General features: G+C 73.0%; 21 protein-coding genes. 8 read left to right on the top strand and 13 right to left on the bottom strand.

The features are described from left to right. Positions 1 to 85: 85 nt before the first annotated feature. The 7 genes from rfbB to ACIGXJ_RS36610 form a co-directional block, all read right to left on the bottom strand. On the bottom strand, positions 86 to 1,072 hold the full coding sequence (rfbB, locus tag ACIGXJ_RS36640; protein ID WP_399655136.1) for a dTDP-glucose 4,6-dehydratase: 987 nt from the start codon (positions 1,070 to 1,072) through the stop codon (positions 86 to 88). Between the two features lie 10 nt (positions 1,073 to 1,082). Then, positions 1,083 to 1,955, bottom strand: a complete 873-nt coding sequence (rfbA, locus tag ACIGXJ_RS36635; protein ID WP_399655134.1) for a glucose-1-phosphate thymidylyltransferase RfbA — start codon at positions 1,953 to 1,955, stop codon at positions 1,083 to 1,085. A gap of 76 nt (positions 1,956 to 2,031) precedes the next feature. Further along, a complete protein-coding gene (locus ACIGXJ_RS36630) occupies positions 2,032 to 4,920 on the bottom strand; it encodes an AAA family ATPase (protein WP_399655132.1) in 2,889 nt (962 codons plus the stop codon). A 275-nt stretch (positions 4,921 to 5,195) separates the two neighbouring features. Further along, positions 5,196 to 6,902: a 3-hydroxyacyl-CoA dehydrogenase family protein gene (locus ACIGXJ_RS36625; protein WP_399655130.1), complete on the bottom strand. Its 1,707-nt coding sequence runs from the start codon at positions 6,900 to 6,902 to the stop codon at positions 5,196 to 5,198. Positions 6,903 to 6,931: 29 nt separating this feature from the next. Beyond that, positions 6,932 to 7,963 (bottom strand): 3-oxoacyl-ACP synthase III family protein, encoded by a 1,032-nt coding sequence (locus ACIGXJ_RS36620; protein ID WP_399655128.1) that lies wholly within the window; start codon positions 7,961 to 7,963, stop codon positions 6,932 to 6,934. A gap of 216 nt (positions 7,964 to 8,179) precedes the next feature. Then, on the bottom strand, positions 8,180 to 9,190 hold the full coding sequence (gene ligD / locus ACIGXJ_RS36615; protein ID WP_399655126.1) for a non-homologous end-joining DNA ligase: 1,011 nt from the start codon (positions 9,188 to 9,190) through the stop codon (positions 8,180 to 8,182). A 57-nt stretch (positions 9,191 to 9,247) separates the two neighbouring features. Then, entirely contained in the window at positions 9,248 to 9,646 is a 399-nt protein-coding gene (locus ACIGXJ_RS36610) for a nuclear transport factor 2 family protein (RefSeq protein WP_399655124.1), read from the bottom strand. A 52-nt stretch (positions 9,647 to 9,698) separates the two neighbouring features. Here ACIGXJ_RS36610 and ACIGXJ_RS36605 point away from each other — a divergent pair, with 52 nt between their 5' ends. Then, on the top strand, positions 9,699 to 10,766 hold the full coding sequence (locus ACIGXJ_RS36605) for an ATP-dependent DNA ligase (RefSeq protein ID WP_399655122.1): 1,068 nt from the start codon (positions 9,699 to 9,701) through the stop codon (positions 10,764 to 10,766). A gap of 10 nt (positions 10,767 to 10,776) precedes the next feature. Here the strand turns inward: ACIGXJ_RS36605 and ACIGXJ_RS36600 are convergent, their stop codons facing one another. After that, positions 10,777 to 11,967, bottom strand: a complete 1,191-nt coding sequence (locus tag ACIGXJ_RS36600) for a zinc-dependent alcohol dehydrogenase (RefSeq protein ID WP_399655120.1) — start codon at positions 11,965 to 11,967, stop codon at positions 10,777 to 10,779. 202 nt (positions 11,968 to 12,169) lie between these two features. Here ACIGXJ_RS36600 and ACIGXJ_RS36595 point away from each other — a divergent pair, with 202 nt between their 5' ends. After that, the gene (locus ACIGXJ_RS36595) at positions 12,170 to 13,153 is read left to right on the top strand and encodes a DUF3048 domain-containing protein (RefSeq protein ID WP_399655117.1); all 984 of its coding nucleotides are present in this window, start codon (positions 12,170 to 12,172) and stop codon (positions 13,151 to 13,153) included. 52 nt (positions 13,154 to 13,205) lie between these two features. Here the strand turns inward: ACIGXJ_RS36595 and ACIGXJ_RS36590 are convergent, their stop codons facing one another. Further along, on the bottom strand, positions 13,206 to 15,875 hold the full coding sequence (locus tag ACIGXJ_RS36590; RefSeq protein WP_399655115.1) for an ATP-binding protein: 2,670 nt from the start codon (positions 15,873 to 15,875) through the stop codon (positions 13,206 to 13,208). Between the two features lie 294 nt (positions 15,876 to 16,169). Here ACIGXJ_RS36590 and ACIGXJ_RS36585 point away from each other — a divergent pair, with 294 nt between their 5' ends. Then, positions 16,170 to 17,231, top strand: coding sequence for a DUF2510 domain-containing protein (locus ACIGXJ_RS36585; RefSeq protein WP_399655113.1), 1,062 nt, complete (start codon positions 16,170 to 16,172; stop codon positions 17,229 to 17,231). Positions 17,232 to 17,418: 187 nt separating this feature from the next. On the opposite strand, the gene ACIGXJ_RS36580 is transcribed toward ACIGXJ_RS36585, so the two are convergent. Next, complete coding sequence (locus tag ACIGXJ_RS36580) at positions 17,419 to 18,030, bottom strand: TetR/AcrR family transcriptional regulator (protein WP_399655110.1); 612 nt, start codon at positions 18,028 to 18,030, stop codon at positions 17,419 to 17,421. Between the two features lie 247 nt (positions 18,031 to 18,277). Between ACIGXJ_RS36580 and ACIGXJ_RS36575 the strand changes: the two genes are divergently transcribed. Together ACIGXJ_RS36575 and ACIGXJ_RS36570 are read left to right on the top strand one after the other, a co-directional pair. Then, entirely contained in the window at positions 18,278 to 19,078 is an 801-nt protein-coding gene (locus ACIGXJ_RS36575; RefSeq protein ID WP_399655107.1) for a phosphatase PAP2 family protein, read from the top strand. Continuing rightward, positions 19,075 to 20,136: a hypothetical protein gene (locus tag ACIGXJ_RS36570; RefSeq protein WP_399655104.1), complete on the top strand. Its 1,062-nt coding sequence runs from the start codon at positions 19,075 to 19,077 to the stop codon at positions 20,134 to 20,136. Before ACIGXJ_RS36575 ends, ACIGXJ_RS36570 begins: the two co-directional genes overlap by 4 nt. Positions 20,137 to 20,172: 36 nt before the next feature. Here the strand turns inward: ACIGXJ_RS36570 and ACIGXJ_RS36565 are convergent, their stop codons facing one another. Together ACIGXJ_RS36565 and ACIGXJ_RS36560 are read right to left on the bottom strand one after the other, a co-directional pair. Continuing rightward, positions 20,173 to 22,224: a phosphocholine-specific phospholipase C gene (locus tag ACIGXJ_RS36565; protein WP_399655102.1), complete on the bottom strand. Its 2,052-nt coding sequence runs from the start codon at positions 22,222 to 22,224 to the stop codon at positions 20,173 to 20,175. Positions 22,225 to 22,345: 121 nt separating this feature from the next. Beyond that, positions 22,346 to 23,011: a hypothetical protein gene (locus tag ACIGXJ_RS36560; RefSeq protein WP_399655099.1), complete on the bottom strand. Its 666-nt coding sequence runs from the start codon at positions 23,009 to 23,011 to the stop codon at positions 22,346 to 22,348. A 223-nt stretch (positions 23,012 to 23,234) separates the two neighbouring features. Between ACIGXJ_RS36560 and ACIGXJ_RS36555 the strand changes: the two genes are divergently transcribed. Both ACIGXJ_RS36555 and ACIGXJ_RS36550 read left to right on the top strand, forming a co-directional pair. After that, the gene (locus ACIGXJ_RS36555; RefSeq protein ID WP_399655097.1) at positions 23,235 to 23,894 is read left to right on the top strand and encodes a helix-turn-helix domain-containing protein; all 660 of its coding nucleotides are present in this window, start codon (positions 23,235 to 23,237) and stop codon (positions 23,892 to 23,894) included. Between the two features lie 78 nt (positions 23,895 to 23,972). Further along, positions 23,973 to 24,212, top strand: coding sequence for a hypothetical protein (locus ACIGXJ_RS36550; protein ID WP_399655095.1), 240 nt, complete (start codon positions 23,973 to 23,975; stop codon positions 24,210 to 24,212). Positions 24,213 to 24,217: 5 nt separating this feature from the next. Here the strand turns inward: ACIGXJ_RS36550 and ACIGXJ_RS36545 are convergent, their stop codons facing one another. Then, on the bottom strand, positions 24,218 to 25,099 hold the full coding sequence (locus tag ACIGXJ_RS36545) for a metallophosphoesterase family protein (protein ID WP_399655092.1): 882 nt from the start codon (positions 25,097 to 25,099) through the stop codon (positions 24,218 to 24,220). Positions 25,100 to 25,460: 361 nt separating this feature from the next. Between ACIGXJ_RS36545 and ACIGXJ_RS36540 the strand changes: the two genes are divergently transcribed. Further along, positions 25,461 to 26,591, top strand: coding sequence for an ATP-grasp domain-containing protein (locus tag ACIGXJ_RS36540; RefSeq protein ID WP_399655090.1), 1,131 nt, complete (start codon positions 25,461 to 25,463; stop codon positions 26,589 to 26,591). Positions 26,592 to 26,682 lie beyond the last annotated feature (91 nt).

Genomic DNA, 26,682 nt, shown 5'->3' with positions numbered 1-26,682 from the left:
GGCAATGATCTACGTCGAAGCTAACCGTCGGGGCCCGCGGCCGACGACCCCTATAGGGGTGGGTTGATATGGGGCTCGGAACGTCTCAGTATGAGCGTTCGGCTTTTTTGAGCGGGGCCCACCAGTCGCGGCGCGACACGTACCACTCGACGGTCTCCGCGAGCCCTTGCTCGAAGGAAATCAGGGGCCGGTAGCCGAGCTGGTCGGATATTTTGCCGATGTCGACGGAGTAGCGGCGGTCGTGGCCCTTCCGGTCGGGCACGCGCTGGACCATCGACCAGTCGGCCCCGAGCATTTCCAGCAGGCGCTCGGTAAGGCCGATGTTGGTGAGTTCGGTGCCGCCTCCGATGTTGTACACCTCGCCCGGAGTGCCGCGTTCCGCGACCAGTGCGATACCGCGGCAGTGGTCGTCGACGTGCAGCCAGTCGCGGACGTTTGCGCCGTCTCCGTAGAGGGGCACCTTCCTGCCGTCGAGCAGGTTCGTGACGAACAGCGGGATGACTTTCTCGGGGTGCTGGTAGGGGCCGTAGTTGTTGGAGCAGCGGGTGACGCACACCGGCAGTCCGTGGGTGCGGTGGAAGGCGCGGGCCAGCAGGTCGGAGGACGCCTTGGACGCGGAGTAGGGCGAGTTGGGCTCGAGGGGTGCGCTCTCCGTCCAGGAGCCGTCGTCGATGGATCCGTAGACCTCGTCGGTGGAGACGTGCACGAACTTGGCGACGTCGCCGTCCGCGGCCGCGTTCAGCAGGGTCTGGGTGCCGAGGACGTTGGTGCGTACGAACTCCTCGGAGCCGGCGATGGACCGGTCGACGTGGGACTCGGCGGCGAAGTGGACGACGAGGTCGGCGCCCTTGAGCACGTCGGTGACCAGGGGCCGGTCGCAGATGTCGCCGTGCACGAACCGCAGCAGGGGGGACTCGCCGACGGGGTCGAGGTTGGCGATGTTCCCGGCGTAGGTGAGCTTGTCGAGGACGACGATCTCGGGGAGTTCGCCGCCGGTGTAGGCGCCGGACGCGGCCCGGCGTACGAAGTGGGATCCGATGAAGCCGGCACCGCCGGTCACGACTATGCGCATGGGGAATCCTTCAGTGGTCGGCGCCGGCGATGGCCATGAGATAGGCGCCGTACTCCGACTTCGCCAGACGGCTGCCAAGTGCGTAGCAGGCGGCGGAGTCGATGAAGCCCATCCGGAAGGCGATCTCCTCCAGGCAGGCGATCCGCACCCCCTGGCGCTGTTCGAGGACCTGCACGAACTGGCCCGCCTGGAGGAGGGAGTCGTGGGTGCCGGTGTCGAGCCAGGCGAAGCCGCGGCCCAGGTCGACCAGGCGGGCCCGGCCCTGGTCGAGGTAGGCCCGGTTGACGTCGGTGATCTCCAGCTCGCCCCGGGCCGAGGGCCGTACGCCCCGGGCGATCTCCACGACGTCGTTGTCGTAGAGGTACAGACCGGTGATCGCGAGGTTGGACCTGGGGCGGGCGGGCTTCTCCTCCAGCGAGACCAGGTGCCCGCGCTGGTCGGTCTCACCGACGCCGTAGCGTTCGGGATCCTTGACGGGATATCCGAACAGCACGCATCCGTCGATGTTCTTGACCTCGTCGTGCAGCATCGTGGAAAAGCCGGGGCCGTGGAAGATGTTGTCCCCGAGGACGAGTGCCACCGGGTCGTCCCCGATGTGTTCGGCCCCGATGAGAAAGGCCTCGGCGATTCCGTTCGCCTGGGGCTGCTCGGCGTAGTCGAGGGAGATTCCGAGGCTGCTTCCGTCACCGAGCAGGGTACGGAAGAGGCCGATCTGGGACGGTGAGGAGATCACCAGGATGTCTCTGATGCCTCCGAGCATCAGAACCGAGAGCGGATAATAGATCATCGGCTTGTTGTAGACCGGCAGCATCTGTTTCGACACGGCATGCGTCAAGGGATGCAACCGTGTTCCGGTGCCACCGGCCAGAACTATTCCCTTCATGCCTGCGAACCTAGCAACGCCGTTCTGCGCGGCTCCAGTTCGCGGGGGCCTTTTAGGGGTGCCGATGAATAGGGGGTCAGGCGATCTCGTCGACCTTGGTGCGCATGGCCAGCGGGAGTTCCTGCCGGCTCCTTATCCTGAGCTTGCGGTAGACGCGGGTGAGATGCTGCTCCACCGTGCTCACGGTGATGTAGAGATTCGCGGCTATCTCCCGGTTGGTGTATCCGTCCACGGCGAGCGCGGCGACCCTGGCCTCCGACTCGCTCAGTTTGGAGTCGCCCGGAGTATCCCCGGCCCGTTTAAGCTCCAGCGGGCCGGGCGCCTGCGCGGTGACGACCCTGGCGGGCGCCGGGGCGCCCCATTTGGGGTCGCCCACCACCATCCGGATGCTCAGGCAGAGTTTCTCCGCGCCGCACTCCTTGGCCATCTGCCAGGCGCGGCTGCTGACCGAGCGGCCGCGCTCGCGGTCGCCGAGGGCGAGATAGGTGCGGCCGAGGTAGCCGAGGGTGCGGGCCAGCTCCAGGCGGTCGCCGGAGCACTGGAGCTCCTCCACCGCCTCGGCCAGCAGCCGCGGGCGCTTGTCGGGTTCGCCGGCGGCCGCTTTCAGCCGCAGGGCCGTGCCCCGGACCCGGGAGTCGCCTGGGCCGCTGCGGGCGAGTTCGTCGAGGATCAGCTCCTGCGCCCGCTCGCGCTCCCCCAGCCGGAGCCAGGCCTCCGCGGCCTCGGTGCGCCAGGGCAGCAGCGAGGGCTGGTCCAGTTCCCACTGCTCGGCCAGGCGGCCCACGGTGAGGAACTCGCCGAGCGCGGCGTTGAGCCGGTTCGTCGCCAGGTAGAAGCGTCCCCTGGCGCGGCTGTAGCCGAGGCCGTACACGCTCTGGAACAGCTTCTCCGAGACGGGCCTGCTCAGTTCACGGGCGGCCTGCCGGTGCCGGCCCATGGCGGTGTAGGCGAGGATCCTGCTGGCGAGCGGGCCGCCGAGGAAGATGCTGCCTTCGTCGCCGGGTACGCAGTCCAGGGCGAGGCCGGCGTATTTCTCGGTGTCGCGGAGGTTGCCCTGGCGCAGGGCGATGTCGGCCCTGAGCGAGGCGAACACGGCCTGCCAGCCCGGGTATTCGCGGCGTCTGGCCTCCTCCATGAAGGAGTCGCACCAGGGCGCGGCCTTGTCGGGGCGGTTGGCCTGGGCGAGCGCGTTCAGGGAGTTGACGATGGTCTCGAAGGTGGCGTCGGTCAACGGCGAGACGGCGAGGGCGCGTTCGGCAGCGGCGACGGGCGGGTCCTCGGCCTGGTGGTCGGCGTCGAAGAAGCCGGACAGGGCCGCGGACGCCGTCGCCAGCGGGGAGGCGGCGGGCGCGGAGGAGGTGCGCTGCCGCGGGACCCGGTCCGTCCGCGTGCCGGGTCCCGGCCGGGGCGGGTCGCCGTGCGCGAGTTCGCCGGCCGTGCGCAGCTGGGCCAGCGCGCTCGGCTGGGCCGCGCCCGGGGTGGCGGCGCCGATGCCGCCGAGCAGGCTCTTGGCCTCCTCCACCCGGCCGTGGGCGAGGAGGAGTTTCAGCAGCTGTTCGATGTGGGCGGCGGGCAGCCGGTTCGCGCGGTACGCGGCGAGGGGTTCCTCCAGCAGCCGTTCGGAGGCGGAGGGGTTGAGCCGCCACATGATGGAGGCGAGGCCGAGTCCGATGCCGGCCCGCAGGTCGGGGTCGGCGCAGGCCGCGTAGGCGGCCTCCAGGCAGGTCATGGCCAGCTTGGCGTCGTCGTCGGCGAGTGCCTGCTCGGCGGCGGCCCGCAGCACGGGCACCGCCCAGGGCTCGTCGCACGCGTGGGCGGCCAGCAGGTGGCGGGCCGCGCTGAGGGGGTGTTCGCCGCTCTGGTGGAGCAGTGCGGCGGCCCGCCGGTGCATCCGGGAGCGCCGGTCGGGGTTGATGTCCTCCAGGACCGTCGACTCCAGGTGCGGGTGCCGGAAGGCGTGTCCCTCGGCGAGTCCGGCCTGGCGCAGTGCGGACACCGCGCGGGCGATCCCGGCGGGGGCCAGCCCGAGGAGCCGGCCCAGCAGGTCGGCGGTGGCCGAGGCGCCGAGCACGGCCATGCCCTCGGCGACCTGGGCGGCCGCGCGTCCGCTGCGGTAGACGCAGGCGAGGACGGCCTGGGCGAACATGTCGCCGACGACGGGTTCGATGCCGCCGGGCTGCGCGTCGGGGGCGCAGGTGGTGCGGTGGTCGTCGGTGAGCGCCCGCAGCAGCAGCGGGTTCCCGCCGCTGATGTCGTACCAGGCGGGGGCGACCGGGGTGCCGGGTGGCGGCTTGAGCGCGGTGCGCACCAGCCGGTCGGTGTCCTCGCGGGTCATTCTGCGCAGCCGGATCCGCCGGAAATGCGGCTGGCGCAGCAACTCGGTGGTGAACACCGCCTCCTTGTGCTCGCTGCCCGGGGTGCGGGCCAGGACCAGCAGCAGGCGTACCGAGTCGGAGCGGCCGGCGAGGTGCAGCAGATACTGCAGCGAGGCCGCGTCGACGAACTCCAGCTCGTCGACGCAGATCACGACGGGTACCCGCGCGGCGAGTTCGAAGAGGGCGACGCGGAATTCGCGGGCGCCTTGAATGTGCCAGCCGGTGGGCATTTCGGCGGGCTCCGCGGGGCGGGGCCGTGCCGTCGGCGGTGTCGCGTGGTCGGCGCCCCGGTCGAGGGCGCGTCGTACGCGGTCGGCGGTGGCCCGGGGCAGTTCCGGGCATTCCAGGAGCTGCCGCAGGGTCGCTAGGGGGATCCCGGCCTCCGCCGAGGCCCCGCGCAGCTTGAGGACCGAGGCGCCGGACCTCATGCCCAGGTCGGTGAGTGTGTCCAGGGCGTGTGTCTTGCCGCAGCCGGCCGCCCCTTCCACCAGGACGATTCCGCCCTCACCGGAAAGACAGCGGGCGAGCATCCCGCGGAGAACCGGTAACTGATCTCCAAATCGGCCGTTTTCTCTTACGGCTAACGCCATTTCCCGCAACCCCCGATAGCGACAAAAAGCATGTTTCATGGCCGGTGCTTCCCACATTGGGTGTGGGCTGCGACAGCCTAACCAGGCACCCCGCTGCCCGACCAGAACCGCATGTTAACAGTCAACTAAGTTCCGCCAGCTGAGATTTCGAGTCTGAATCGACCGAAAACGAGCGGACGCACCGGTCCCGCAGAAGAGGGTCGTCGACTACAATTCGCGGTCACGAAAGATATTCGTCAACCTGTTTTTCCGGAAGCGGCCGGGCACCGCCCCGCTCACGCCTCGCTGGTCCTCAGCCCCCGTCCCGACTTGCGTCCCAGGTGGCCCGCGCCGACCAGCCGCCGCAGCGGACGCGCCGGTTCCAGGTGGTCCTCCCCGAAGGTGCGGTGGAGGGTGTGCTGGATGGCCAGCGACACGTCCAGGCCGATCACGTCGAGCAGGCGCAGCGGGCCCATGGGGTAGCCGTGGCCGAGTTCCATCACCGTGTCGATCTGCTCGGCGGTCGCCCGGCCCTCGTCGAGCATCGCGACCGCGCTGTTGAGGTAGGGGAACAGCAGGGCGTTGACGATGAAGCCGGCCCGGTCCCGGCAGGCCACGGGGCGTTTGCCCAGCGAGGTGGTGAAGGCGTGCGCGGTGGCCAGGGTGCCCGGCGAGGTGAGTACGGTGTGCGCCACCTCCACCAGCCGCATCATTGGGGCCGGGTTGAAGAAGTGCAGACCGAGCACCGCCTCGGGCCGGCCGGTGGCGCGGGCGCACGCGACGACCGGCAGGCTGGACGTCGACGTCGCCAGGACGGCGTCGGGCGGACACACGGAGTCCAGCATCGCGAACACCGTCCGCTTCGCGTCGAGGTCCTCCGCGACCGCCTCCACGACCAGGTCGCAGTCGGCGAGCGCGTCGACGCCGGCCGCGCCGGTCAGCCGTCCGAGCGCCGCGCTGACGTCCCGCTCGGTCAGCCGGCCCCGCGTGGCGGCCCGGTGCAGCGACCTCTCCACGGCGGCGACGGCCTCCTTGGCCTTCGGCTCGCTGCGGGCGGCCAGCGTGACGGGGTGTCCGGCGCGTGCGCAGACCTCGGCGATGCCGGCCGCCATGGTCCCCGAGCCGACGACTCCGACGCGGCGCACGGGCCGGGCGGGCGGCAGTCCGGCGCCGTCGTCGCCCACGTCCGCGCCGGTGTCGCCGTCGTAGCGGTAGAAGCCGCGGCCGGACTTCCGGCCGAGCAGACCGGCGGCGACCATGTGCGTCAGGACGGGCGCGGGCAGATAGCGCCGGTCGCCGGTGCGCTCGTACAGCGCCTCCAGCGTGTCGTGGACCGTGTCCAGGCCCAGCGCGTCCAGCTGGGCCAGCGGCCCGAGGGGGAGCCCGCAGCCGAGGGTCATGGCGGTGTCGATGCTGTCGCGGGAGGCGAAGCGCTGGTCGTACATGACCGCGGCGCTGTTGAGGTAGGCCATCGTCAGCGCGCCGCCGACGAAGCCGGCCCGGTCGGTGACCGGGACCGGGGTGTGGCCCAGGTCGGCGACCAGGTCGCGGACGGCGGCCGCGACGGACGGCCGGCTCATGGGGGTGGTGACGACCTCCACGGCGGTGGGCGCGCCGGCCCGGTCGCGGGCGAAGAGGTGCAGTCCCACGGTGTGCTCCGCCCCTCCGGCGGCGAAGGCGACGTCGATCACGGGCAGTCCGCTGGTGGTGGTCGCCAGCACCGTGCCGGGAGCGCAGACGCCGCTCGCCCGGGCGAGCACCTCGCCCTTGGTGGCGAGCCGTTCGGGCACGGCCTCGATCACCAGTTCGGCGGGGGCGAGGTCCGTGTACCGCGTGGTGCAGGAGACTCCGGCGCCGGAGGGCCGGTCCTGGGCGCGGGACAGCGCGGCGGGATCGGTGTCGAGGCCGATGACGCGTCGCCCGCTGCGGGCCAGGAGGTCCACGAGGAGGCTTCCGGTGGTGCCGAGACCGATCACGGCGACGGTGGGGAAGAGCGGAGCCATGCCGTTGAGTCCTTTCACGGGCCTGGGTGTCAGTGACCGTCCGCGTCGCCCTGCCAGCGCAGCAGCGCGGTGCCGAGCGACATGCCCCCGCCGAAGCCGGCCAGCAGCACCAGCTCGCCGTCGGCGAACGCCCCTCGGCGCCGCACGGTGTCGAGCGTCAGCGGGATGGAGGCGGAGCCGGTGTTGGCGTGCTCGTCGACGGTGAGGTGGACCCGCGCCCGGGGCAGTCCCAGGTCGGGCAGCACCGAGCGCAGCAGGACTCCGTTGGCCTGATGCGGGACGAAGTGGTCGACCGCGTCCGCGGGTACGTCGTACAGGTCGAGCAGCTCCCGCACGGTCCGGGGCAGTTCGGTGCGTACGTAGGCGCTGACGCCCCGGCCGTCCATCCGGAACCAGTGCCCGCCCTCGGCGACGGTCCGCGCGGAGGCCGGTTCGCGGCTGCCGCCCGCCCGGACGTGGATCAGGTCGTGGCGGGCGCCGTCGCTGGCCAGCCGGGCGGCGATCAGCCCGTGCCCGGGGCGCACCGGGCCGAGGACGACGGCACCGGCGCCGTCGCCGAACAGCACGGCGGTGCGCCGGTCGGCGGGGTCGACGATGCGCGAGTAGACGTCGGTTCCGATCACGAGGGCGTGCCGGCGCGCGCCGGGTGCCGCCGGGTCGAGCAGCCGGGCGGCGGTGACCAGCGCGAAGACGAAGCCGCTGCACACCGAGTTGAGGTCGAAGGCGGCGGCGTGCCGGGCTCCCAGCCGGGACTGGACGAGACAGGCGGTGGCGGGCTGCGGGTGGTCCGGGGTGGAGGTGGCGACCACGATCAGGCCGATCCGGTCGGCGGTGAGGCCCGCCGCGTCCAGGGCGGCGCGCGCGGCCTCGACGGCGAGGTCGGACGCGGCCTCCCCCGCGGCGGCGTAGCGGCGGCTGCGGATGCCCGTGCGGTCCTGGATCCATGCGGCGGTCACGCCCGCGCGCTCGGCCACCAGGTCGTTGGAGACGATCCCGGAGGGCAGATAGGAGCCCGTCCCGAGAATGCCCACGCCGGCCCGTTCGCTCCGACCGACCGCCATGACGCCGCCCCCCGCTCTGCCAGGTGAGCCGCTCCATCCAGGCGAGCGATGGCCGGCACCTCCGGTTCTGTCACGGGCCCCGACGCTACGGACCGCCCGGCCGGGGGATAACCCCTACTCGCGCGCCCCCCTAATGTGGCTAGGGGTCCCGGGCGGTCACCGTCGCCGTCCCGGCGGGCACTCCCCTGCCCGGCGTCCGGCGCCCTCGCCTGCGGGTCAGGCCTTCTTGGCCCGGCTGGGCTGCACCCGCCTGGGCTCGCCCGGCATCTTCGGGTACTCCGGCGGATAGGGCAGGTCACCGAGGCCGTGGTCGCGTTCGTCCTGGTTGGCCAGCTCCAGCAGGGCGTCCAGGGAGAAGGCGTGCTCGTCCATGTCGGCGTGGACGTCGCCGAGTTCGGCGAAGCGGGCGGGCATGGTCGTGATGTCGAAGTCGCCGGGCTGGGCCTCCCCCACCTCCTCCCAGCGCAGCGGCGCGGAGACGGGGGCGTGCGGGCGGGGCCGTACGGAGTAGGCGGAGGCGATGGTGCGGTCGCGGGCGGTCTGGTTGTAGTCGAGGAAGATGCGGGCGCCGCGCTCCTCCTTCCACCACTTGATGGTCACCTGTTCCGGCATGCGGCGTTCCATCTCGCGGCCGACCGCGATGGCGGCGCGGCGCACCTGGGTGAAGGTCCAGCGCGGCTCGATGGGGACGAAGACGTGCAGTCCGCGTCCGCCGGAGGTTTTGGGCCAGCCGCGCAGTCCGCCGAACTCGTCGAGCACGGCGCGCAGTTCATGGGCGGCGCGGACGGCGTCGGCGTAGTCGGTGCCGGGCTGCGGGTCGAGGTCGATGCGCAGTTCGTCGGGGCGGTCGACGTCCGCGCGGCGCACCGGCCAGGGGTGGAAGGTGAGGGTGCCGTACTGGGCGGCCCACAGCACGGCGGCCTCCTCGGTGGGGCACATCTCGTCGGCGCTGCGTCCGCTGGGGAAGGTGATGTGGGCGGTGGGGATCCAGTCGGGCATGTTCTTCGGCGCCCTCTTCTGGTAGAACCACTCGCCGGTCACCCCGTCCGGGTAGCGCTCCAGCGTCGTGGGGCGGTCGCGCAGGGCGCGCAGGATGCCGGGTGCGACCGCCTGGTAGTAGCGCGCGAGGTCCAGCTTGGTGTAGCCGCGCTCCGGGAAGAAGACCTTGTCCGGGTTGGACAGCCGTACGGTCCGGCCGCCCGCCTCCAGTTCCACCGCGTCACCCATGCGGCCACGGTAGGCGCCCCGGGCATACATCGCATACCGGACAGGGCGGGCGGAGTGTCACCCGGCCACCGTGTCGGCGTGGCGGTGTGCGACCCGCCAGGCGCCGTCCTCGCGCCGGTAGATCTGGGTCGCGCGCAGCGTGTAGCTGCGCGGCCTGCCGTCGACGGAGGCGGAGGTGTGCTCCAGGCCGACCGTGTAGGCCATGTCGCCCACGACGTCGTACGCCTGCAGATCGAACGCGTACGACGTGCAGTCCGAGAAGGTCCGGGCGAGCGCGGCGAAGAGGCGGTCGAGGCCGGCTTGGCCGTGGGCGTCCTGCCAGGCGCCCAGGACGCTGACGGGTTCGGCGCGTGACCACAGGGCCCGGCGGGGGGCCGCGTCGCCGTCGTGGAGCGCGACCTCCGCGTCATGGAGCGCGGTCTCGACCCACCTGAGGAAGTCGTCGCGGTCGCTCATGCGGTCCAGCATGCACCAGGCGGACATCCGGGACGAATCGTACAGTCGGTTCATGGACCTGCCCGTCATGCCGCCCGTGAAGCCGATGCTCGCCAAGCCGGTGGCGAAGATCCCGCCGGGGATGCACTACGAGGCGAAGTGGGACGGCTTCCGGGCGATCGTGTTCCGCGACGGCGCCGAGGTCGAGCTGGGCAGCCGTACCGGCAAGCCGCTGACCAGGTACTTCCCAGAGCTGGTGGTGGCGCTCAGGGAGCGCGTGCCCAAGCGGTGCGTGCTGGACGGGGAGATCGTCATCGCCCGCGAGGGCCGGCTGGACTTCGACGCGCTGACCGAGCGCATCCACCCGGCCGACTCCCGGGTGCGCACCCTGGCCGAGCGGACGCCGGCGTCGTTCGTGGCGTTCGACCTGCTCGCCCTGGAGGACGAGTCGGTGCTCGACGTCCCGCTGACGGACCGCCGGGCCCTGCTGGAGCGAGCGCTCGCCGAAGCCACCCCGCCGGTGCACCTGGCGCCCGCGACGACCGACCTGGACACCGCGCAGAGCTGGTTCGAGCAGTACGAGGGGGCCGGGCTCGACGGTGTGATCGCCAAGCCGCTGACCGTGCGCTACCTCCAGGACGAGCGGGCCATGTTCAAGGTCAAGCACGAGCGCACCGCGGACGTGGTCGTGGCCGGCTACCGCCTGCACAAGAGCGGCCCGGTGGTCGGCTCGCTGCTGCTCGGCCTCTACGACGACAAGGGCGCGCTCCAGCACGTCGGGGTCTCGGCGGCCTTCCCGATGAAGAGGCGCGCCGAGCTGATCGAGGAGCTGGAGCCGCTCCGGATGGACGACGTGGCGGGGCACCCCTGGGCCGCCTGGTCGGACGAGGCCGCCCATGAGACGGCCCGGCTGCCAGGGGCGCCGAGCCGCTGGTCGGGCAAGAAGGACCTGTCCTGGGTGCCGCTGCGCCCGGAGCGGGTGGCGGAGGTCGCCTACGACCACATGGAGAACGGCGCGCGTTTCCGGCACACGGCCCGCTTCCGCCGCTGGCGCCCGGACCGTACGGCGGACAGCTGCACCTACGCGCAGCTGGAGGAGCCGGTGCGCTACGACCTCGCGGAGATCCTCGGCGAGCGGTAGCAGCCCCGCCTCACGGCTCCATCAGCACCTTCACCGCGCCCTCCTGCTTGCGCTGGAACATCTCGTACGCGTGCGGCGCGTCGCTCAGCGGCACCCGGTGGGTGGCGAAGTCGTCGACGCCGAGGGGGTCCTCGTCGGTGAGGTAGGGCAGGATCTCGTCGGTCCAGCGGCGAACGTTGGCCTGGCCCATGCGGATCTGGAGCTGCTTGTCGAACAGGGTGAGCATGGGCAGCGGGTCGGCCATGCCGCCGTAGACGCCGACCAGGGAGAGCGTGCCGCCGCGGCGGACCAGTTCGATCGCGGTGTGCAGGGCGGCGAGCCGGTCCACGCTGAAGCGCTCGGCGAGCGGCCCGCCGATCTTGCGGGGCAGCACGCTGGCGGCCTGCTGGACCAGGCGGGCGGCGGCGCTGCCGTGCGCCTCGGTGCCCACCGCGTCGATCACGGCGTCCGGGCCGCGTCCGTCGGTCTGGTCGCGGATCGCCTGGACCAGGTCCTTCTCGTCGTCGAAGTCCCGCAGGTCGTACGTCTCCACGCCCCGCGCGCGGGCCCGCTCCAGCCGCTCGGGCACCAGGTCCACGCCGAACACCCGGCCGGCGCCGCGGACCTGCGCGACACGGCAGGCCATGTCCCCGATGGGGCCGAGGCCCAGCACGGCGACGCTGCCGCCCTCGGGGACGTCCGCGTAGGCGACGGCCTGCCAGGCGGTGGGCAGCACGTCCGAGAGGTAGACGAACCGGTCGTCGGGCGGCCCCTCGGGGATCTTGATCGGCCCGAACTGGGCCTGCGGCACCCGCAGGTACTGGGCCTGGGCGCCGGGCACGGAGCCGTAGAGCCGGGTGTAGCCGAAGAGGGCGGCGCCCATGCCCTCGCCGGTGACCTGGGTGGTCTCGCACTGGGTGGGCAGGCTGTTCAGGCACATCCAGCAGTTGCCGCAGGCGATCTGGAACGGCACCACGACCCGGTCCCCCACCGCGAGGTCCGGCACCCCGGCGCCGACCTCCTCGACGATGCCGATGGGCTCGTGGCCGAGGATGTCACCGGGCGTCATGAACGCGGTGAGCACCTCGTACAGATGCAGGTCCGAGCCGCACAAACCGGTCGACGTGACCCGGATGACGGCGTCGGTCGGCTCCTCGATCCGGGGGTCGGGTACGTCCTCCACGCGCACGTCCCGCTTGCCCTGCCAGGTCACAGCCTTCATCGTGCGATCCCCTCTGCTCGTCCCTCTGCTCGTCCCGGGCCGGCCTACGCCCGGGTACCCGGGCCGGCCGCCGTGAACCGGGCGTGGGCCGATCGGGCCGTTTCCGGCCCGCCAATGGGGGACTCCCGGCCCGCCGCCCCGGGCGAAGGGGTATGGCCTGCAATGACCTGACAAGCGCACAATCGTGACAAAGGACGGGCGGGTGGCGACGGTGGGCACGGCGGACAAGGCACGAGCACGGCGCGGCAGGACGACGGCGGCGCTGCTGGCCGCCGCGGTGGCGGCCTCCCTGGCCGCGGGCTGCACCTCGGGCGACGGCCCGAAGGGCGACGGACGGGGCGCGGACCGGGAGCCGGGGCACAGCCGGGCGGCCGAGGGGCCGGTCCTCGCGGTGAAGATCGACAACTCCCGGCGGGCCCGCCCGCACACCGGCCTGAACAGCGCGGACCTCGTCTACGTCGAGCAGGTCGAGGGTGGTATGAGCCGGCTGATGGCGGTCTACGCGAGCAAGCTGCCGAAGGACGTCGGACCGGTGCGCAGCGCCCGGGAGACCGACCTGGAACTGCTGCGCCAGTTCCGGCAGCCGGTGCTCGCCTTCTCGGGGGCGCAGAGCAAGCTGATGCCGCTGATCGGGGCCGCGCCGCTGCGCGCGGAGCCGCCGGGCAGGACATCGGACGCGTACCACCGGGACACGACCCGGCCGGCCCCGCACAACCTGTATCTGCGGCCCTCCGCGCTGCTGCCCGAGGCGCCCGGCGCCGCCGCGCTGACCACCGGCTTCTCCTACGGCCCGGCGCCCGAGGGCGGGACGGCCGACACCTCCGAGACGGTGCGCTACCCGGCGGCCCGCTTCACCTTCACCTGGTCCGCGAGCCGCGCCGGCTGGCTGGTGTCGATGGACGGCGAGGACACGACGACGACCGACGCGGGCCGGGTCGCCCCGGCGACGGTGGTGGTGCAGTACGTGACGCTGCGCAAGTCGGACTACTACGACTCGCTGGGCAACAACACGCCGTTCACCGAGACGGTCGGCAAGGGCCGGGCGAAGGTGCTGCGCGACGGCAAGGCCTTCGACGTGACCTGGTCACGGCCGACCGCCACCGACGGCACCCGGTTCACGACCGAGGACGGCGAGCGGGTCGACTTCGCCGAGGGCCAGGTGTGGGTGGTGTTCGCGAAGGCCTGACCAGGGCCTGTCGTTCGGCCCCGCGACGCCGGCATGGTGCGAACGAGAGGCCCTAGGCCCGCTGCTGTCGCCTCTCCAGGGCCGCCTGTGCCTGTGCGACCAGGCCGTCCGCGCCGCAGGAACGGGCCAGCGACAGACCGCGGTTGAGCTCGGCGGCCGAGCCCGCCGCGAGACCGTGCTCGATCCGGGCGGCCGCGTGCTCGTACTGGCAGGGCGAGGCCTCCAGATAGGCGACGGCCTTGGCGGCCAGGCGCACCTTCTCCTGCCCCGTCTCCAGCGCGGCCGCGCAGCGCAGGGCCTCGCCGATGGCGGTGTCGGTGCCGAACCGCTCGGCCTGACGGCGGGCGTCGGCGGCCAGCTGGGCTGCCCGGGCCGGGTCCTCGGCGGCGAGGACCCGGGCGAGGTCGACGGTCCAGGGCGCGAGGACGGGGTTGTGCCCGCCGCGGGCGGCGGCCGCCTTCTCCGCCTCGCCCAGTTCGTTGACGCCCTCCTTGGTGCGGCCGACGGCCAGCAGCAGGCGGCCGCGCACGGAGCGGGTGTCCGGCAGCACGATGGTGGACGGGTAGGGCGGCGCGAAGCCGTACTGCTCGGCGAGCGCCCAGGCCTCGGCGACATGGCCGCGGGCGAGCAGGGTGTCCACCAGGCCGCAGGTCGCCGACCAGTACAGGGGCAGGCCACGGCCGACGCGCTCGGCGATGCGCAGGGACTCGCGCAGGACGTTCTCGGCGTCCTTGAGGCGGCCCTGCCTCCGGTAGGCCAGGCCCAAGAAGGCGTTGGCCAGGGAGAGGTGCCCGCCGCTCCAGCCGGCCGTGGTGTAGGTGCGCAGGGCCTCGGAGAACAGGCTCTCGGCGCGGTCGAGCCGGTCGGCGTAGGCGTAGCAGCTGCCGAGCATCATCAGCAGCTCGATACCCCACTCGGTGTCGGTCCAGCCGAGACCGGGTGCCAGGCGGCCGTTGACGAGGGCACGGTCGCACAGCTCGACGACCTCCTCGGCGTTCTCGCCGTGGGTCATGGCGTCGAAGCCGCGCAGGATGAGCAGGGCGCGCTCGGAGTTGTCGCGGCCCGTGCAGGTCGCAGCGAGCCGGGCGAGCCGCTCGGAGCGGCCGGGGGACGAGGCCTCGCCGGCGTAGATGCCCTCCCACATGTACTGCACGGCCTGGAGCCGCAGCCTCGCCGGCCCGTCCTCGTGCCGGGCGGCCTCCGCCTCCACCGTGCGTACGGCCTGTTCGAGCTGGTCGTTGTGGAGGAGCGCCTGGGAGAGGCGGAAGACGGCGTCCACCCGCTCGGCGCCGTCCAGGCCGGGCATGGACAGGGCGGTGCGCAGATGGCCGATGGTGGTGGCGGGCGCGGTGAGCAGGGTGGCGCAGCCCAGTTCGTAGAGCACCTGGGCGTGCACCTCGGGCCGGGGCGGTTCCTCCAGGGCGCGTTCCAGGCAGCGGCGGGCCGCGTCCGGGGCGCCGACGGCGAGGTGTTCCGCGGCGGCCGCGCGCAGTTGCGCGACGAGTGCGGCGTCGTCGTCCGGGTGGACCTGCAGGAGATGGCGGGAGGCGGCCGCGGGGCCGAGCCCGGAGTCGGTGACGACCTCGGCGGCGATGCCGTGCATCGCGGTGCGCAGGGCGTCGGGGATGGAGTTGTAGACGGCGCTGGCGATCAGCGGGTGCACGAACTCCAGGTCGCCGCCGGTGGTTTCGTCGGGGGTGGTGAGGATGCGGGCGCCCTGCAGCAGTTCGGCGCAGCGCACGGCCTCGGCGCGGGGCATGGTGGCGAGGCGGGCGACGAGGTCGACCGAGATGCCGGTGCCGAGGATCGCGGCGGCCCACGCGAACCGGGTGGCGTCGATGCCGAGCCCCTCCAGGCGGGCGACGAGTCCGCCGCCGCGTGCCGAGCGGTTCAGGGCGCGCAGTTCACCGGCCGACGCCTCGGTCGGCTCCAGTTCGCTGTCCTGGACCTTGGCGAGGAGTTCGACGGTCTCGTAGGGGTTGCCGCCGGTGACGGCCCAGACCTCGCGGCAGAACGGGGCGTCGGCGTGCGTGCCGAGCGTGGCCCGGGTCAGTCCGGCGGTGGCGTCGGGGGTGAGGGCGCTGAGGTTGGTGACGGGCCGCCCGGCGGCGGCGACCTCCTCGAGGTAGCGGGCGCTCTCCCCGCCGACCTCGCCGGGCCTGCGGGCGACCAGCACGAGCACGGGCAGGTCGTCGATGCGCTCGGCGAACGCGGCGAGCCAGCGCAGGGTCTCCTGGTCGGCCCAGTGGGCGTCGTCGATCAGCAGCACCAGCGGGTACTCGCGCCGGGCGAGGCGGCGTACGGCGGCGACGAGGCCGTCGCACACGCCCTGCGGGTCGGCCTGACGCTCGGTCGGCTCGGCTATGCCGAGGGCGGGTCCGGCGATGTCGTACCAGTCGCCGAGGTACTCGCGCGCCTCCTCCGGCAGCATCGACACGAGGGCGGGCTGGAGCAGTTGGCGGACGACGTGGAAGGGGACGGACCGCAGGGCCTCACCGCCCCGCGCGAACCACACCGTGCAGCCGCGTTCCTCGGCGATACGGCGTGCCTCGTGCAGCAGGGCGGTCTTGCCGAGGCCGGCCTCACCGCGGTACAGCAGCAGGCTGCCCGCGGACGCGCGGTCGGCGCACAGGGTGTCGACCGCCTGTGCGATGGCGGCGACTTCCTCGTCGCGCTCCCACAGGGAAGCCGAGGCGGCCGCCGTGGGCCGTACCTCCGTCATCCCGCTACCTCCCCAAGTCGCCCGGACGACGTACCGAGGTCGAGCGTAGCCGTCCGGCGGGCCCGGTGGTGGCGGGTCGGGTGACCTCTTGCCGCGAGGGGTGACGGACGGTGCACCGGGGCGACGCACGGGGCGGGTGAGCTGCCCGGAAGCGAGACCATCGGGGCCGCTCCCAGGGGCAGTTGACACCGCTTCAGTCGCGTATACCCCTGTCCGCCCGGGTTTCCGGCCTTTCCCCGGGGGCGGGCGTCTCCCTCTCATCGCGCTTTCACGGTCGCCTCATACGGTGGGGGTATGACGCAGGTGACTCCCCCCGGGTGGTACCCCGACCCCGGGCAGAAAAGTGACGGTCCCGCCACCGAGCGCTGGTGGGACGGCGGGGCATGGACGGAGCAGACCCGTCCGGCGGGCTCGGCCGCGCCCTGGGGGCCGCCGCCGGCACAGCCGGGGTACCCCGGGCCTGTGCCCCAGCCCGGGCAGCCCGGTTTCGCGGCGATGCCGACGCAGGCCGCGTTTCCCGCCCACCCCGGGTATCCGGGGCAGCCGGGCGCGGCTCCGGCCGGGCGGCGGCGCGGGCTGCGGACGGGCATCGCGGTCGCGGTGGCGGCGGCGGTGCTCGCGAGCATCGGGGTCGGCGTGTACGCGCTGACCAAGGCCGACGACGGCGGCTCGGACCGGGCCGGGACGCAGGCGGACCGCGGCGCCCCGGACGGCCGGGACGGGGGCCCGTCCGGCGACGGCGGCGGGCCGGACGGGCCGTCGCCGGATCCGGGGGAGAGCCCCGGGGAGAGTCCCGGGGACGGCCCCCGCGGTGAGGCCCCCGAGGTGGAGGGCGGCGGCACGCTGCGGGACCCCGCCAACGCCATCAGCCTGCCGGTGCCCGAGGGCTGGTCCGGGCAGGCGATGCCGGTGGGCGCGCAGATGACGTCCGAGACCACCTACAAGTGCCCGAGCGACCCCTCCCAGCAGTGCACCAAGGGCGGCGCGTACTCGGCGCCGGCCGAGCTGCTGGGCGCCGAGGGCTCCACGCCGGAGGCGGTGGCGAAGGCGGACATCGCGGCGAACGCGAAGGAGTCCTACGGCCAGGGCTACGGGAAGATCACCTCGCACCGGGTGCTGGCCTCGAAGGCGGTGACCGTCGCCGGGCAGAAGGGCTATCTGGTGCGCTGGAAGGCGATCACCAGCAAGGGCTCGGACGGCTACGTCCAGTCGCTGGCGTTCCCCTCCCCCGCGGACAAGGGCCGGCTGGTGCTGGTCCGCTTCGGTGTGGACGTCGACCAGCCCCTGTCGATCCTCGACGACATCACCGAGGGCATCGAGGCGTCGTCCGGCGGCGGCGACGGGCAGGACGTCTGATCCTCGTACGGCGCCCGGCGACGGGGAGCCGGGACGTCCGGCCCCGCACGGCGCACGACGGCCGGGTGGGATGCCTCTCCGCTCCAGAGGCGTCCCACCCGGCCGGGGGGTGCGCGCCGCCCCCGTCCCCACGGTGCGGCGCGGTCAGGCCGCCGTCCGGTCATCCCGTGGACGGCGGCCTGCGTCTTCAGGTCAGGCCGAGCACGGGCAGCACCGCGGCCTCCACGAACCGGACCAGGTAGTCCGAGTCCGCGTACTCGCCCTCGATGACGGGGCGTGCGCGCAGCACACCGTAGATCTGGGCGGGGATGTACTCCAGCGCGGGATGGTCGGCCGGGACCTCGCCGCGCTCCACTCCGCGCCGCAGGATCTCGCGCAGCGCGTTGATCTCGGGGTCGACGAGGGCCTCGCGCAGGGCCTGCTGGAGTTCGGGGTCCTGCATGACGGCGTGGCCGAGGGCCTGGAGCAGACCCTGGTCCTTGTCGGATGCGGCGCCGACGGTCCGCGCGGCCTGGCGCAGGTCCTCGGCGAGCGAGCCGGTGTCGATGCCGGCGAAGCGGGGGCAGCGGTTGGAGCGCAGCGCCGCCGCCACGAACTGGGGCTTGGTCTTCCACTGCCGGTAGAGCGTGGACTTGCTGCAGCGTGTGCTGGCGGCGACGCCGTCCATGGTGACGGCGTCGTAACCGCACTCGCGGATCTGGTCGAGTACGGCGTCGAAGAACTCCTGCTCCCGTTCCCGGGTGAGCTTGGAGCGGCGCGAGGCGACCTGTTCGGGTCGGTCCGCGGCCTGCGACGTCATCGGCACTTCCTCTCGCTCCGGCGGTGGTCGAGCACTTCCTCGTCAAGGTGGCCGTTCCACCGTGACGGCTCCTGGTCCGGCTTCCAGGCTCCAGTGTGACGCACCTTTCCGATACGCCAGTGTACCGGTACTGAACCGTATCGGTACACTGGCGTATCGGTACAGCCTGGTATCGGTACTCACTCGTATCGATGTCCGGGCGTACGACCGCACGCACCACGTCAGTCGCAAGGAAGAGGGGCCGGGGATGAAGGCACGGACCGAGCCCGACCGAGCGGAGCCGCCCGAAGAGAGGGCCCGGCCACCGCTGCTGCGCGAGCTGCTGCTCGTCGCGGGGCTCTTCCTCGTCTACAAGCTCGGCCGGCAGCTCGCCACCGGTCACACCGAGGCGGCCTTCCGCAACGCCCACCGCGTCTGGGACCTGGAGCGCGCCGCGTGGCTGCCCGGTGAGGGCTCGGTGCAGTCCTTGCTGCTGCACGGCGACTCACTCGTGCACGCCGCCAACGTCTACTACGCCACCGTGCACTTCCCGGCCACCGCGGCCTTCCTGGTCTGGCTCTACCTGCGGCGCCCCGCGCACTACGTGTGGGCGCGGCGGGTGCTCGCCGCGCTCACCGCCGCCGCGCTGGCGCTGCATCTGGCGTTCCCGCTGGCCCCGCCGCGGATGCTCGCCGCGACCGGCCTGGTGGACACGGGCCGGGTCTACGGGCCCTCGGTGTACGGGCCGCCCCGGACCGACCACCTCTCCAACCAGTTCGCGGCGATGCCGTCGCTGCACTTCGGCTGGGCGCTGATGCTGGCGATCGGCCTGATCGTCGCCACGCGCTCGCGCCGGCGGTGGCTGTGGCTGGCGCATCCGCTGCTGACGTTGCTGGTCATCGTGGGGACGGCGAACCACTACTGGCTGGACGCGGTCGTCGCGGCCGCGCTGCTCGCACTCGCCCTGGCCGTGGTCCACGCGCCGAGGCGCACGGTCACCACCGCGGGCCGTGGCACCGCGCGGCTCGCCCCGGCCGAGGACGGCGTCCTGGTGGGAGCGGGCCGATGAACGCCGCCTTCGCCCTCGCCGTCGTCCTCTCCCTGTTCTCCGCCGTCGCCTACGCCGCCGCGGCGGTGGCCCAGGAGCGGCTCGCCGCCCGCTCCAGGGGCGCCGGCCTGCTGCGCACGCTGGGCAGCGGCGCCTGGTGGTGGGCGGTGCTGCTGAACGCCTCCGCCGCGCTGCTGCACGTGGTGGCCCTGAAGTACGGGCCGCTCACCGTGGTGCAGCCGCTGGGGGCGCTCACCCTGGTCGCCGCGGTGCCGCTGGGCGCGCGGGTGGCCGGCCGGCGGGTGAGCGCCGGCGAGTGGCGGGGCACGGCGTTCACGCTGGCGGGCCTGGCCGCGCTGCTGGCCACGGCGTCGGGGCCGGCCCCGGACGACGTGCTGAGCCCTGCGGAGGCGCTCACGGTCGCGGGCACCGCAGCGCTGTTCATCGGCCTGCTGTCGCGGCCCGGCGCCCGGCCGGGGCTCAGGCACGCCACCGCCTCGGGCCTCGCCTCCGGGGTCGCCTCCGCGCTCACCCAGACCGTGACGGTCGCCGCCACCGACCGCGGCGGACCCCTGCTGAGCGTCCAGGTGATCGGCGTCGCCGTGCTCGTCGCCGCCTTCGCGACGGGCGGCCTGCTGCTGTCGCAGACCGCGTACAGGGGCGGCCTGGGCGGACCGCTCGCCATGGTGACCCTCGCGAACCCGGTCGCGGCCGCGCTGATCGGCCTGTCCCTGCTCGGAGAGCACCTCCAGGGCGGCCCGGCCGGCGTCCTGGCGGCCCTGACGGGCGCGGGACTGGCCGCCTGGGGCGTGGTCCTGCTGTCGCGGGGCGCACCGCAGCGGCCCGCCGGCGAGACACAGGCACAGGAGGAGGAACAGGCACAGGAACAGGCGCAGCCGGCGACTCTGCGCCGGCGCACAGCGGTGTCCCCGCCCCAGCCGGAGCCGGTGGACGCCCGGCTCGTGGCCCAGAGCCCGTCGTTCGGACCTGTCCGCGTGCACACGGCAGGCCCGGGCCGCCCCGGCCGCGCGCGGCGGGCCGGGGTGGCCGTGGGTACGGGCCGGTGGGTCAGTCGGTGACGATCGCCGGGGCGGCCGTGGGTGAGGGCCGGTGGGTCAGTCGGTGACGATCGCCGGGTCGCTGACGCCGGGCAGGCCGTTCTCGACGTGGCCGACGAAACGGCGCAGGAACGTCGGCGCGGTGTCGGAGGTGACCGTCAGGTCGTACCAGCGGCGGCTCGCCGCCAGGTCGACGGTCAGCCGCACGGTGGCGCCGGCGCGCACCCTGACCGTGCGCGGCGCGCCGCCGTAGCCGTCGGTGACCTTCAGCTGGGCGGTGCCCGAACCCTTGTGGGTGAAGGTCAGCTGGATGTCGTCGCCGGTGTGGCGCGCGGTGACCTCGGGACCTGCCGCTCTGCCGGGGCCGCGGAACACGCGCAGGAAGCCGTTGGGGCCGTGCACGGTCAGGTCGTACGCGCCGCTGGAGTACACCGTGTTCCAGGTGTCCGAGAGTGTCTTGCCGGCCTCGGTGGTGTACGTCCAGGGCCCGTCGGTGCGGTTGCCGCCGGTGACCCAGAACGCGGCTCCGGCCCGCGCGCCGGAGGCGAAGGCGAGCGTGAATGTCCCGGCCGCCGCGTCCAGGGCGCCGTCCACCGCCGGGGCGTACCGCAGCGGGCGGGCGGGGCGCAGGCCGCGCTCCTGCCGGGGCAGGCTCGGGTCGGCGGGCGGGGTCGGGACGTAGTCGGGGTGGCGCTCGCGGTCCTGCGGGGCGTAGTCGCCGGTGTCCGGCAGGGACGCCGGGCGGCTGTCCGGGCGGGAGAAGTCGAACGCCGAGGTCAGATCGCCGCAGATGGCACGGCGCCAGGGCGAGATGTGCGGCTCGCGCACACCGAAGCGGTTCTCCATGAACCGGATGACCGAGGTGTGGTCGAAGGTCTCCGAGCAGACGAACCCGCCCTTGCTCCACGGCGACACGACCAGCATCGGCACCCGCGGGCCGAGGCCGTAGGGGCCGGCCGGGCGCCTGCTGTCGCCCGGGTAGAGGTCCAGCGACACATCGACGGTCGACCTGCCCTGCGCGGCCGACCTCGGGGGCAGCGGCGGCAGGACGTGGTCGAAGAAACCGTCGTTCTCGTCGTAGGTGATGAACAGGGCCGTCTTCGCCCACACCGCCGGATTCGAGGTGAGCGCGTCCAGGACCTGGGCGATGTACCAGGCGCCGTAGTTGGAGGGCCAGTTGGAGTGCTCGGAGAACGCCTCGGGCGCGGCGATCCAGGAGATCTGCGGCAGCCGGCCCGCCTGGACGTCGGCCCTCAGCCGGTCGAAGTAGCCCTCCCCCGCCTTGGCGTTCGTGCCGGTGCGGGCCTTGTCGTACAGGGGGTCGCCGGGCTGGGCGCCGCGGTACGAGTTGAAGTACAGCAGCGAGTTGTCGCCGTAGTTGCCGCGGTAGGCGTCGGAGATCCAGCCCCAGGAGCCGGCCGCGTCCAGGCCGTCGCCGATGTCCTGGTAGATCTTCCAGGAGACCCCCGCCCGCTCCAGGCGCTCGGGGTACGTCGTCCAGTCGTAGCCCAGCTCGTCGTTGCCGAGGACGGGGCCGCCGCCCTGGCCGTCGTTGCCGGTGTGGCCCGTCCACAGGTAGTAGCGGTTCGGGTCGGTGGAGCCGATGAACGAGCAGTGGTAGGCGTCGCAGACGGTGAACGCGTCGGCGAGGGCGTAGTGGAACGGGATGTCCTCGCGGGTCAGGTACGCCATGGTCGTGGTGCCCTTGGCGGGCAGCCACTTGTCGTAGTCGCCGCCGTTGTACGCCTGCTGGCCGTCGGTCCAGCCGTGCGGCAGGCCCTCCAGGAACTGCATGCCGAGGTCGTCGGCCTCCGGGTGGAAGGGGAGCACCTCCCGGGTGCCGTCGCTCTGGTGCCAGACCGACTTGCCGTTGCCGAGCCGCACCGGGTTCGGGTCGCCGAAGCCGCGGACGCCGCGGAGCTTGCCGAAATAGTGGTCGAACGAACGGTTCTCCTGCATCAGGACGACGATGTGCTCGACGTCCTCGATCGTGCCCGCGCGGTGGTTGGCCGGGAGCGCGGCGGCCCGCTCGATGCTGCTCGCCAGCGCGGCGAACGCCGTTGTGGCGCCTGCCAGTTGGAGGAATGAGCGCCGGTTGACTTCGGGCATGGGTGGGGAACCTGACCTCTCGTGCTGACGGAAGGTGCGCGAAAGGAGTGTTCCAAGAGCAGCAAACGTCAGGGAAGGGTGTGGTGACCTCTGCGTGAAAGTCGCCGGTACGGCGGGAGGGTCAGACCTCGGGGGCCGGCACCACCGTCAGGTGGCCTGCCGTGCGGCGCCCGGGGCGGGGCCCCTTGCCGGGGGCGGCGGCACGCCCGCGCGGGACCATCGTCAGCCGGGTGTAGCCGAGGACGTGCAGGGACTTGGGGGTCTCGTCGACGATGCGGCAGTCGGCGGCCCCCCACGAGGGGTCGGGGTGGAGGAGCGGGCGGACGGCACCGTCGTGCTCCACGGCCGCGTCTCCCATGGCGCGCATCCAGTGGGGCAGGCCCTGGCGGTAGGCGGCGTCCATCAGGGGGTCCTGGGCGATCTCGCGGCGGACCGCCTGCAGGGCGGGGTCGTGGCCGTGCCGCTCCAGGGCGGAGGCGAGGTGGGCGAGCATCGGCAGGCACCAGCGGGCCTCGTGCTCGCCGAGGACGGACGCGGCGTCGGGGTGGAAGAGGACGAACCGCAGGAAGTTGTCCCCCGGCATGGCCGACGGGTGCGGGCCGACGCCCCGGAAAAGTGTCTCGAACGCGCTGTTGGCCAGGACCACGTCCCAGCGGTGGTCGACGACGAGCGAGGGAAAGGGGACGGCCTCCACGAGCGCGGCGTAGTCCCGCAGATACTCCTGGGCCTGGGGACTGACGGGGGCGGGCCACGGCGCCGGCCGCTGCCCACCTGCCTGATATGCCATCGGGAGGTCACCCCTCTTGCCTCTGCGGCCTTCTCGCGGCGCCCCGATCCTGCTGCTCAGACCGTAGGCATGTCAACTATCGTGGCATTCCGTGACTGTTGACGGCTGAAATTGGCCACAGTTGTGGCGAGACCTGGATGTGAGTTCGAAGCACCCGCTACGCTCCGGGAAGTTCACGGAGACCACATGCAAGATGGCTGTGCGAGACGTAGGAGACACGTCGGTGACGGATGGCTACGAGGTTCCGGGCGGCATGGCGTCGGCTGTCCTGACGGCCGTCGTCGCTCGTGTCACCGCGCTCGCCGACCGGCTCGGCGTGCCGCACGCGGAAGTGTTCGACACGGCGCGGCTGTCCGTGGCCTCCGGTGTCCCCGAGCCCGTCGTCAAGGACCTGCTCCAGGGCCGCCCGGCGGGTGAGCCCGATGTGCAGGCCCGTTTCGTGCAGCGGCTGGACCTGCTGCGTCGCACCCGGCTCAAGCCCAACGGGCGCCGCTACACCCAGCAGGAGATCGCCGACGGGGCGGGCATGTCCCGGCAGCAGGCCGGGGCGCTCATCAACGGCGACCGGCGTCCGACGATGGAGCACTGCGACGCCATCCAGCGCTTCTTCCGCGTCCACGCCGGCTTTCTGACCGCGGAGGACGGCGAGGCGCTCGCCGGCGCGCTGCAGCGCACCGAGCAGGACCTGCTGCAGAAGCTCGCCGACCGGGAGCGGCAGGCCGCGGTCTCGGCTCCCGGTGACCCGCTGGAGCGGCTGCTCCAGGACCACGGGGTGCGCGGGATCGCGTGGCGGGCCGCCCAACTGCCCACCGACCAGCACCGCGACAAGGTCGCCGAGTGGCTGGACATGCTCCTGGAGAGCGTCAAGCGGCCCGAGGCGTGAGCCGTTCGGCCCGATTGTCAGTGGTGGCGGGCAAGCTGGGGGGTGCGCGAGCGTATCCGACACGGGGAGAGCCGAGCCATGACCACCACATCCGTACTGACCGACCGTGAACGAGCCGCGGTCCAGGCGTATCTGCGGCTGCTGCACACCGTCCGGGCCGCCTTCGACACCGACGGGAGCCCCTCGGGCTCCGGCCGGCCACCCGCCGTGCCGCCGTCCGTGCTCGCCGAGGCGGAGCAGGCACTGGCGGAGGCGGGCCTGAGGGGCAACGAGGAGGAGTTCTTCCGGCTGCTGCACAGCTGGGGGCCCAGAGGCTGACCCCCTCAGGCCCGCTCGACCGGGATGCCCCGCTCGGGCGTCTCGCGCGGCAGGATCCGGCGCGGGATGCCCGGCGGGCTGTCCCGGCGGCGCCACTCACGGGGGTAGCCGACGGAGACCTCCTCGAAGGGGACGCCGTCCAGCACGGTGCTGCGGGGGATGTGGAGGTGGCCGTAGACCATGGCGGCCACCCGGAAGCGGCGGTGCCAGTCCGCGGTCAGCGTGGTGCCGCACCACATGGCGAACTCGGGGTACCACAGCACGTCGGTCGGGTGCCGGTCCGTCGGATAGTGGTTGACCAGCACGAGCGGCAGGTCCCCCGCCTCCTCGGCGAGCCTGCGCCCGGTCAGCTCGACCCGCGCGCGGCACCATGCCTCGCGGGTGGGGTAGGGGTCGGGGTGCAGCAGGTGCTCGTCGCTGCAGACGATGCCCGTGCCGTGCGCGTAGGCCAGCCCCTCCGCCTTGGTCGTGCAGCCTTTCGGCAGGAAGGAGTAGTCGTACAGCAGGAACAGCGGCGCCACCAGGGCCGGGCCGCCGTCGCCCTCCCACACCGGGTAGGGGTCCTCGGGGGTGACCACGCCCAGTTCCCGGCACATCGCGACGAGGTGCTCGTAGCGGGCGACCCCGCGCAGGGTGACGGCGTCGCTCGGGTGGGTCCACAGCTCGTGGTTGCCGGGCGCCCAGACGACCTTGCGGAAGCGGTCGGCGAGCAGTTCCAGGGTCCAGCGGATGTCCTCGACCGTCTCCGCGACGTCCCCGGCCACCAGCAGCCAGTCGTCCTCCGACTCCGGCCGCAGCTTCTCGACCAGCTCCCTGTTCTCCGGATACCCGATGTGCAGGTCGCTGATGGCCAGCAGCCGTCCGTCCCCGCCGGCCTTCGCCGCCACGCGTGCTCCCCTTCGTCGTCCCTCACCGGGGTCCGCCGGCCCTCGCGGGCTGCGCCCGTCCCGGTCTGCCCGTGCCGGCCCGGCCGGCCCCTCGACGTCCCTCTTCGTGCACCGTTCGTCACTACAACAGCACATGGCGCGGGCGGCCGACAAGGCGTTCGAGTCCCGCGCGCCGCCGTGCGCCGCGCACCGCCGAATCCGTAACACGGGCGTTGCACGCGGCACCCCGCGAAAGCCGTATGATCCCCCCGACACCACCGCCCCGAAACCCCCTTCGTCAGGGCGGTTCGGTGACCCTCCCTCCATCCTGCCCGGGCACGGGCCGCTCCGCCCTGCCCGCGAACCGTGAAAGGCGGCCTGCATGGTCTCTCGCGTACGCGTCTGGCTCAACCGCACGTACGCGGAGAACGTGTTCTTCATGGATCAGCTGCGGAGAAATCCCAGCGACCGGGCCGTCGAGATCCACGCCACGCACGGCGACCCCGACTCGCCGGTGCTCGCCGCCGCCGACACCGCCGAGCTGGAGCCGGAGGGCCTGTCCCCGGCGGCGTACGTGGAGTACGCCCTGGACCAGTGCACGCGGCGCGGCATCGACGTGTTCGTGCCCCGGCTGCACCAGGCGGCGATCGCGGCGCACCGCGCGGAGTTCGAGGCCGCCGGCACGGCCCTGCTGGCGCCGCCGCCGGAGGCGATCGCCGTCTTCGAGGACAAGATCGTCGCCTATGAGGCCGTCCAGGCGATCGGCGTGCCCGTGCCGCCGTGGTGGCGGGTCCGCGGCGCGGACGAACTCCTCGCCGCCGTCGAGGAGTTGGAGGCCGGCGGGCACAAGGCGTGCTTCAAGCCCGCGTCCGGCGCGGGCGGGGTCGGCTTCCGGGTGATCACGCGCGCGCCCTTCTCGCTGGTGCACCTCAGCGGCTTCCCCAGCCCGTACGTCCATCTCGACCTGGTCGTCGAGGCGCTGCGGCAGGCCGAGGAGCCGGTGGACTGGCTGGTGATGCCGCGGCTGGAGCAGCCGGAGGTGTCGGTGGACGTGCTCACCGGGCCCGACAACCGGGTCCGGCTGGCCGTGGGCCGGACGAAGAACGGGCGGCGGCGCGGTTTCACGCTGCACGAACAGTGGCTGGAGCCGGCGCGGAGGATCGCCGAGGGGTTCGGGCTGCGGCATCTGTCCAACATCCAGTTCCGGATGTTCGGGGACACGCCGGTGCTGATGGACGTGAACACACGGCCCGCGGGTGGCCTGCACCAGCTGTCCCTGTGCGGGCTCAACGTGCCCTGGCTGGCTGTGCAGTCGGCGCTGGGCGAGGACCCCGGGGAGGTGTCGCCGCCGTTCCTGGGGCAGGACTACACGGTGGTGTCCGGGCCGCGGCCACTGCGTGCGGTCTCCCTGCCGCAGCAGCGGGTCGAGGGGGCGGCGTTGCTGCCGGCCGTGCCTGCGCCGATGGAGTCGGTGGAGTCGGTGGAGAGTGCGGCTACCGTCCTGCCGCTCTAGGTGTATTGACCCGCAGCGTTGTTGACGCGGCTGATGGGCGGGTGTCCGGCCAGTGCGGTGTGGCAGCGGTGGTGGTTGTAGGTGTGGAGGA

This window comes from Streptomyces sp. NPDC053367, from assembly GCF_044545925.1.
GTDB lineage: Bacteria > Actinomycetota > Actinomycetes > Streptomycetales > Streptomycetaceae > Streptomyces.
The sequence above is the reverse complement of the archived record's forward strand: the minus strand, read 5'-3'. Positions and strand labels throughout refer to the sequence as shown.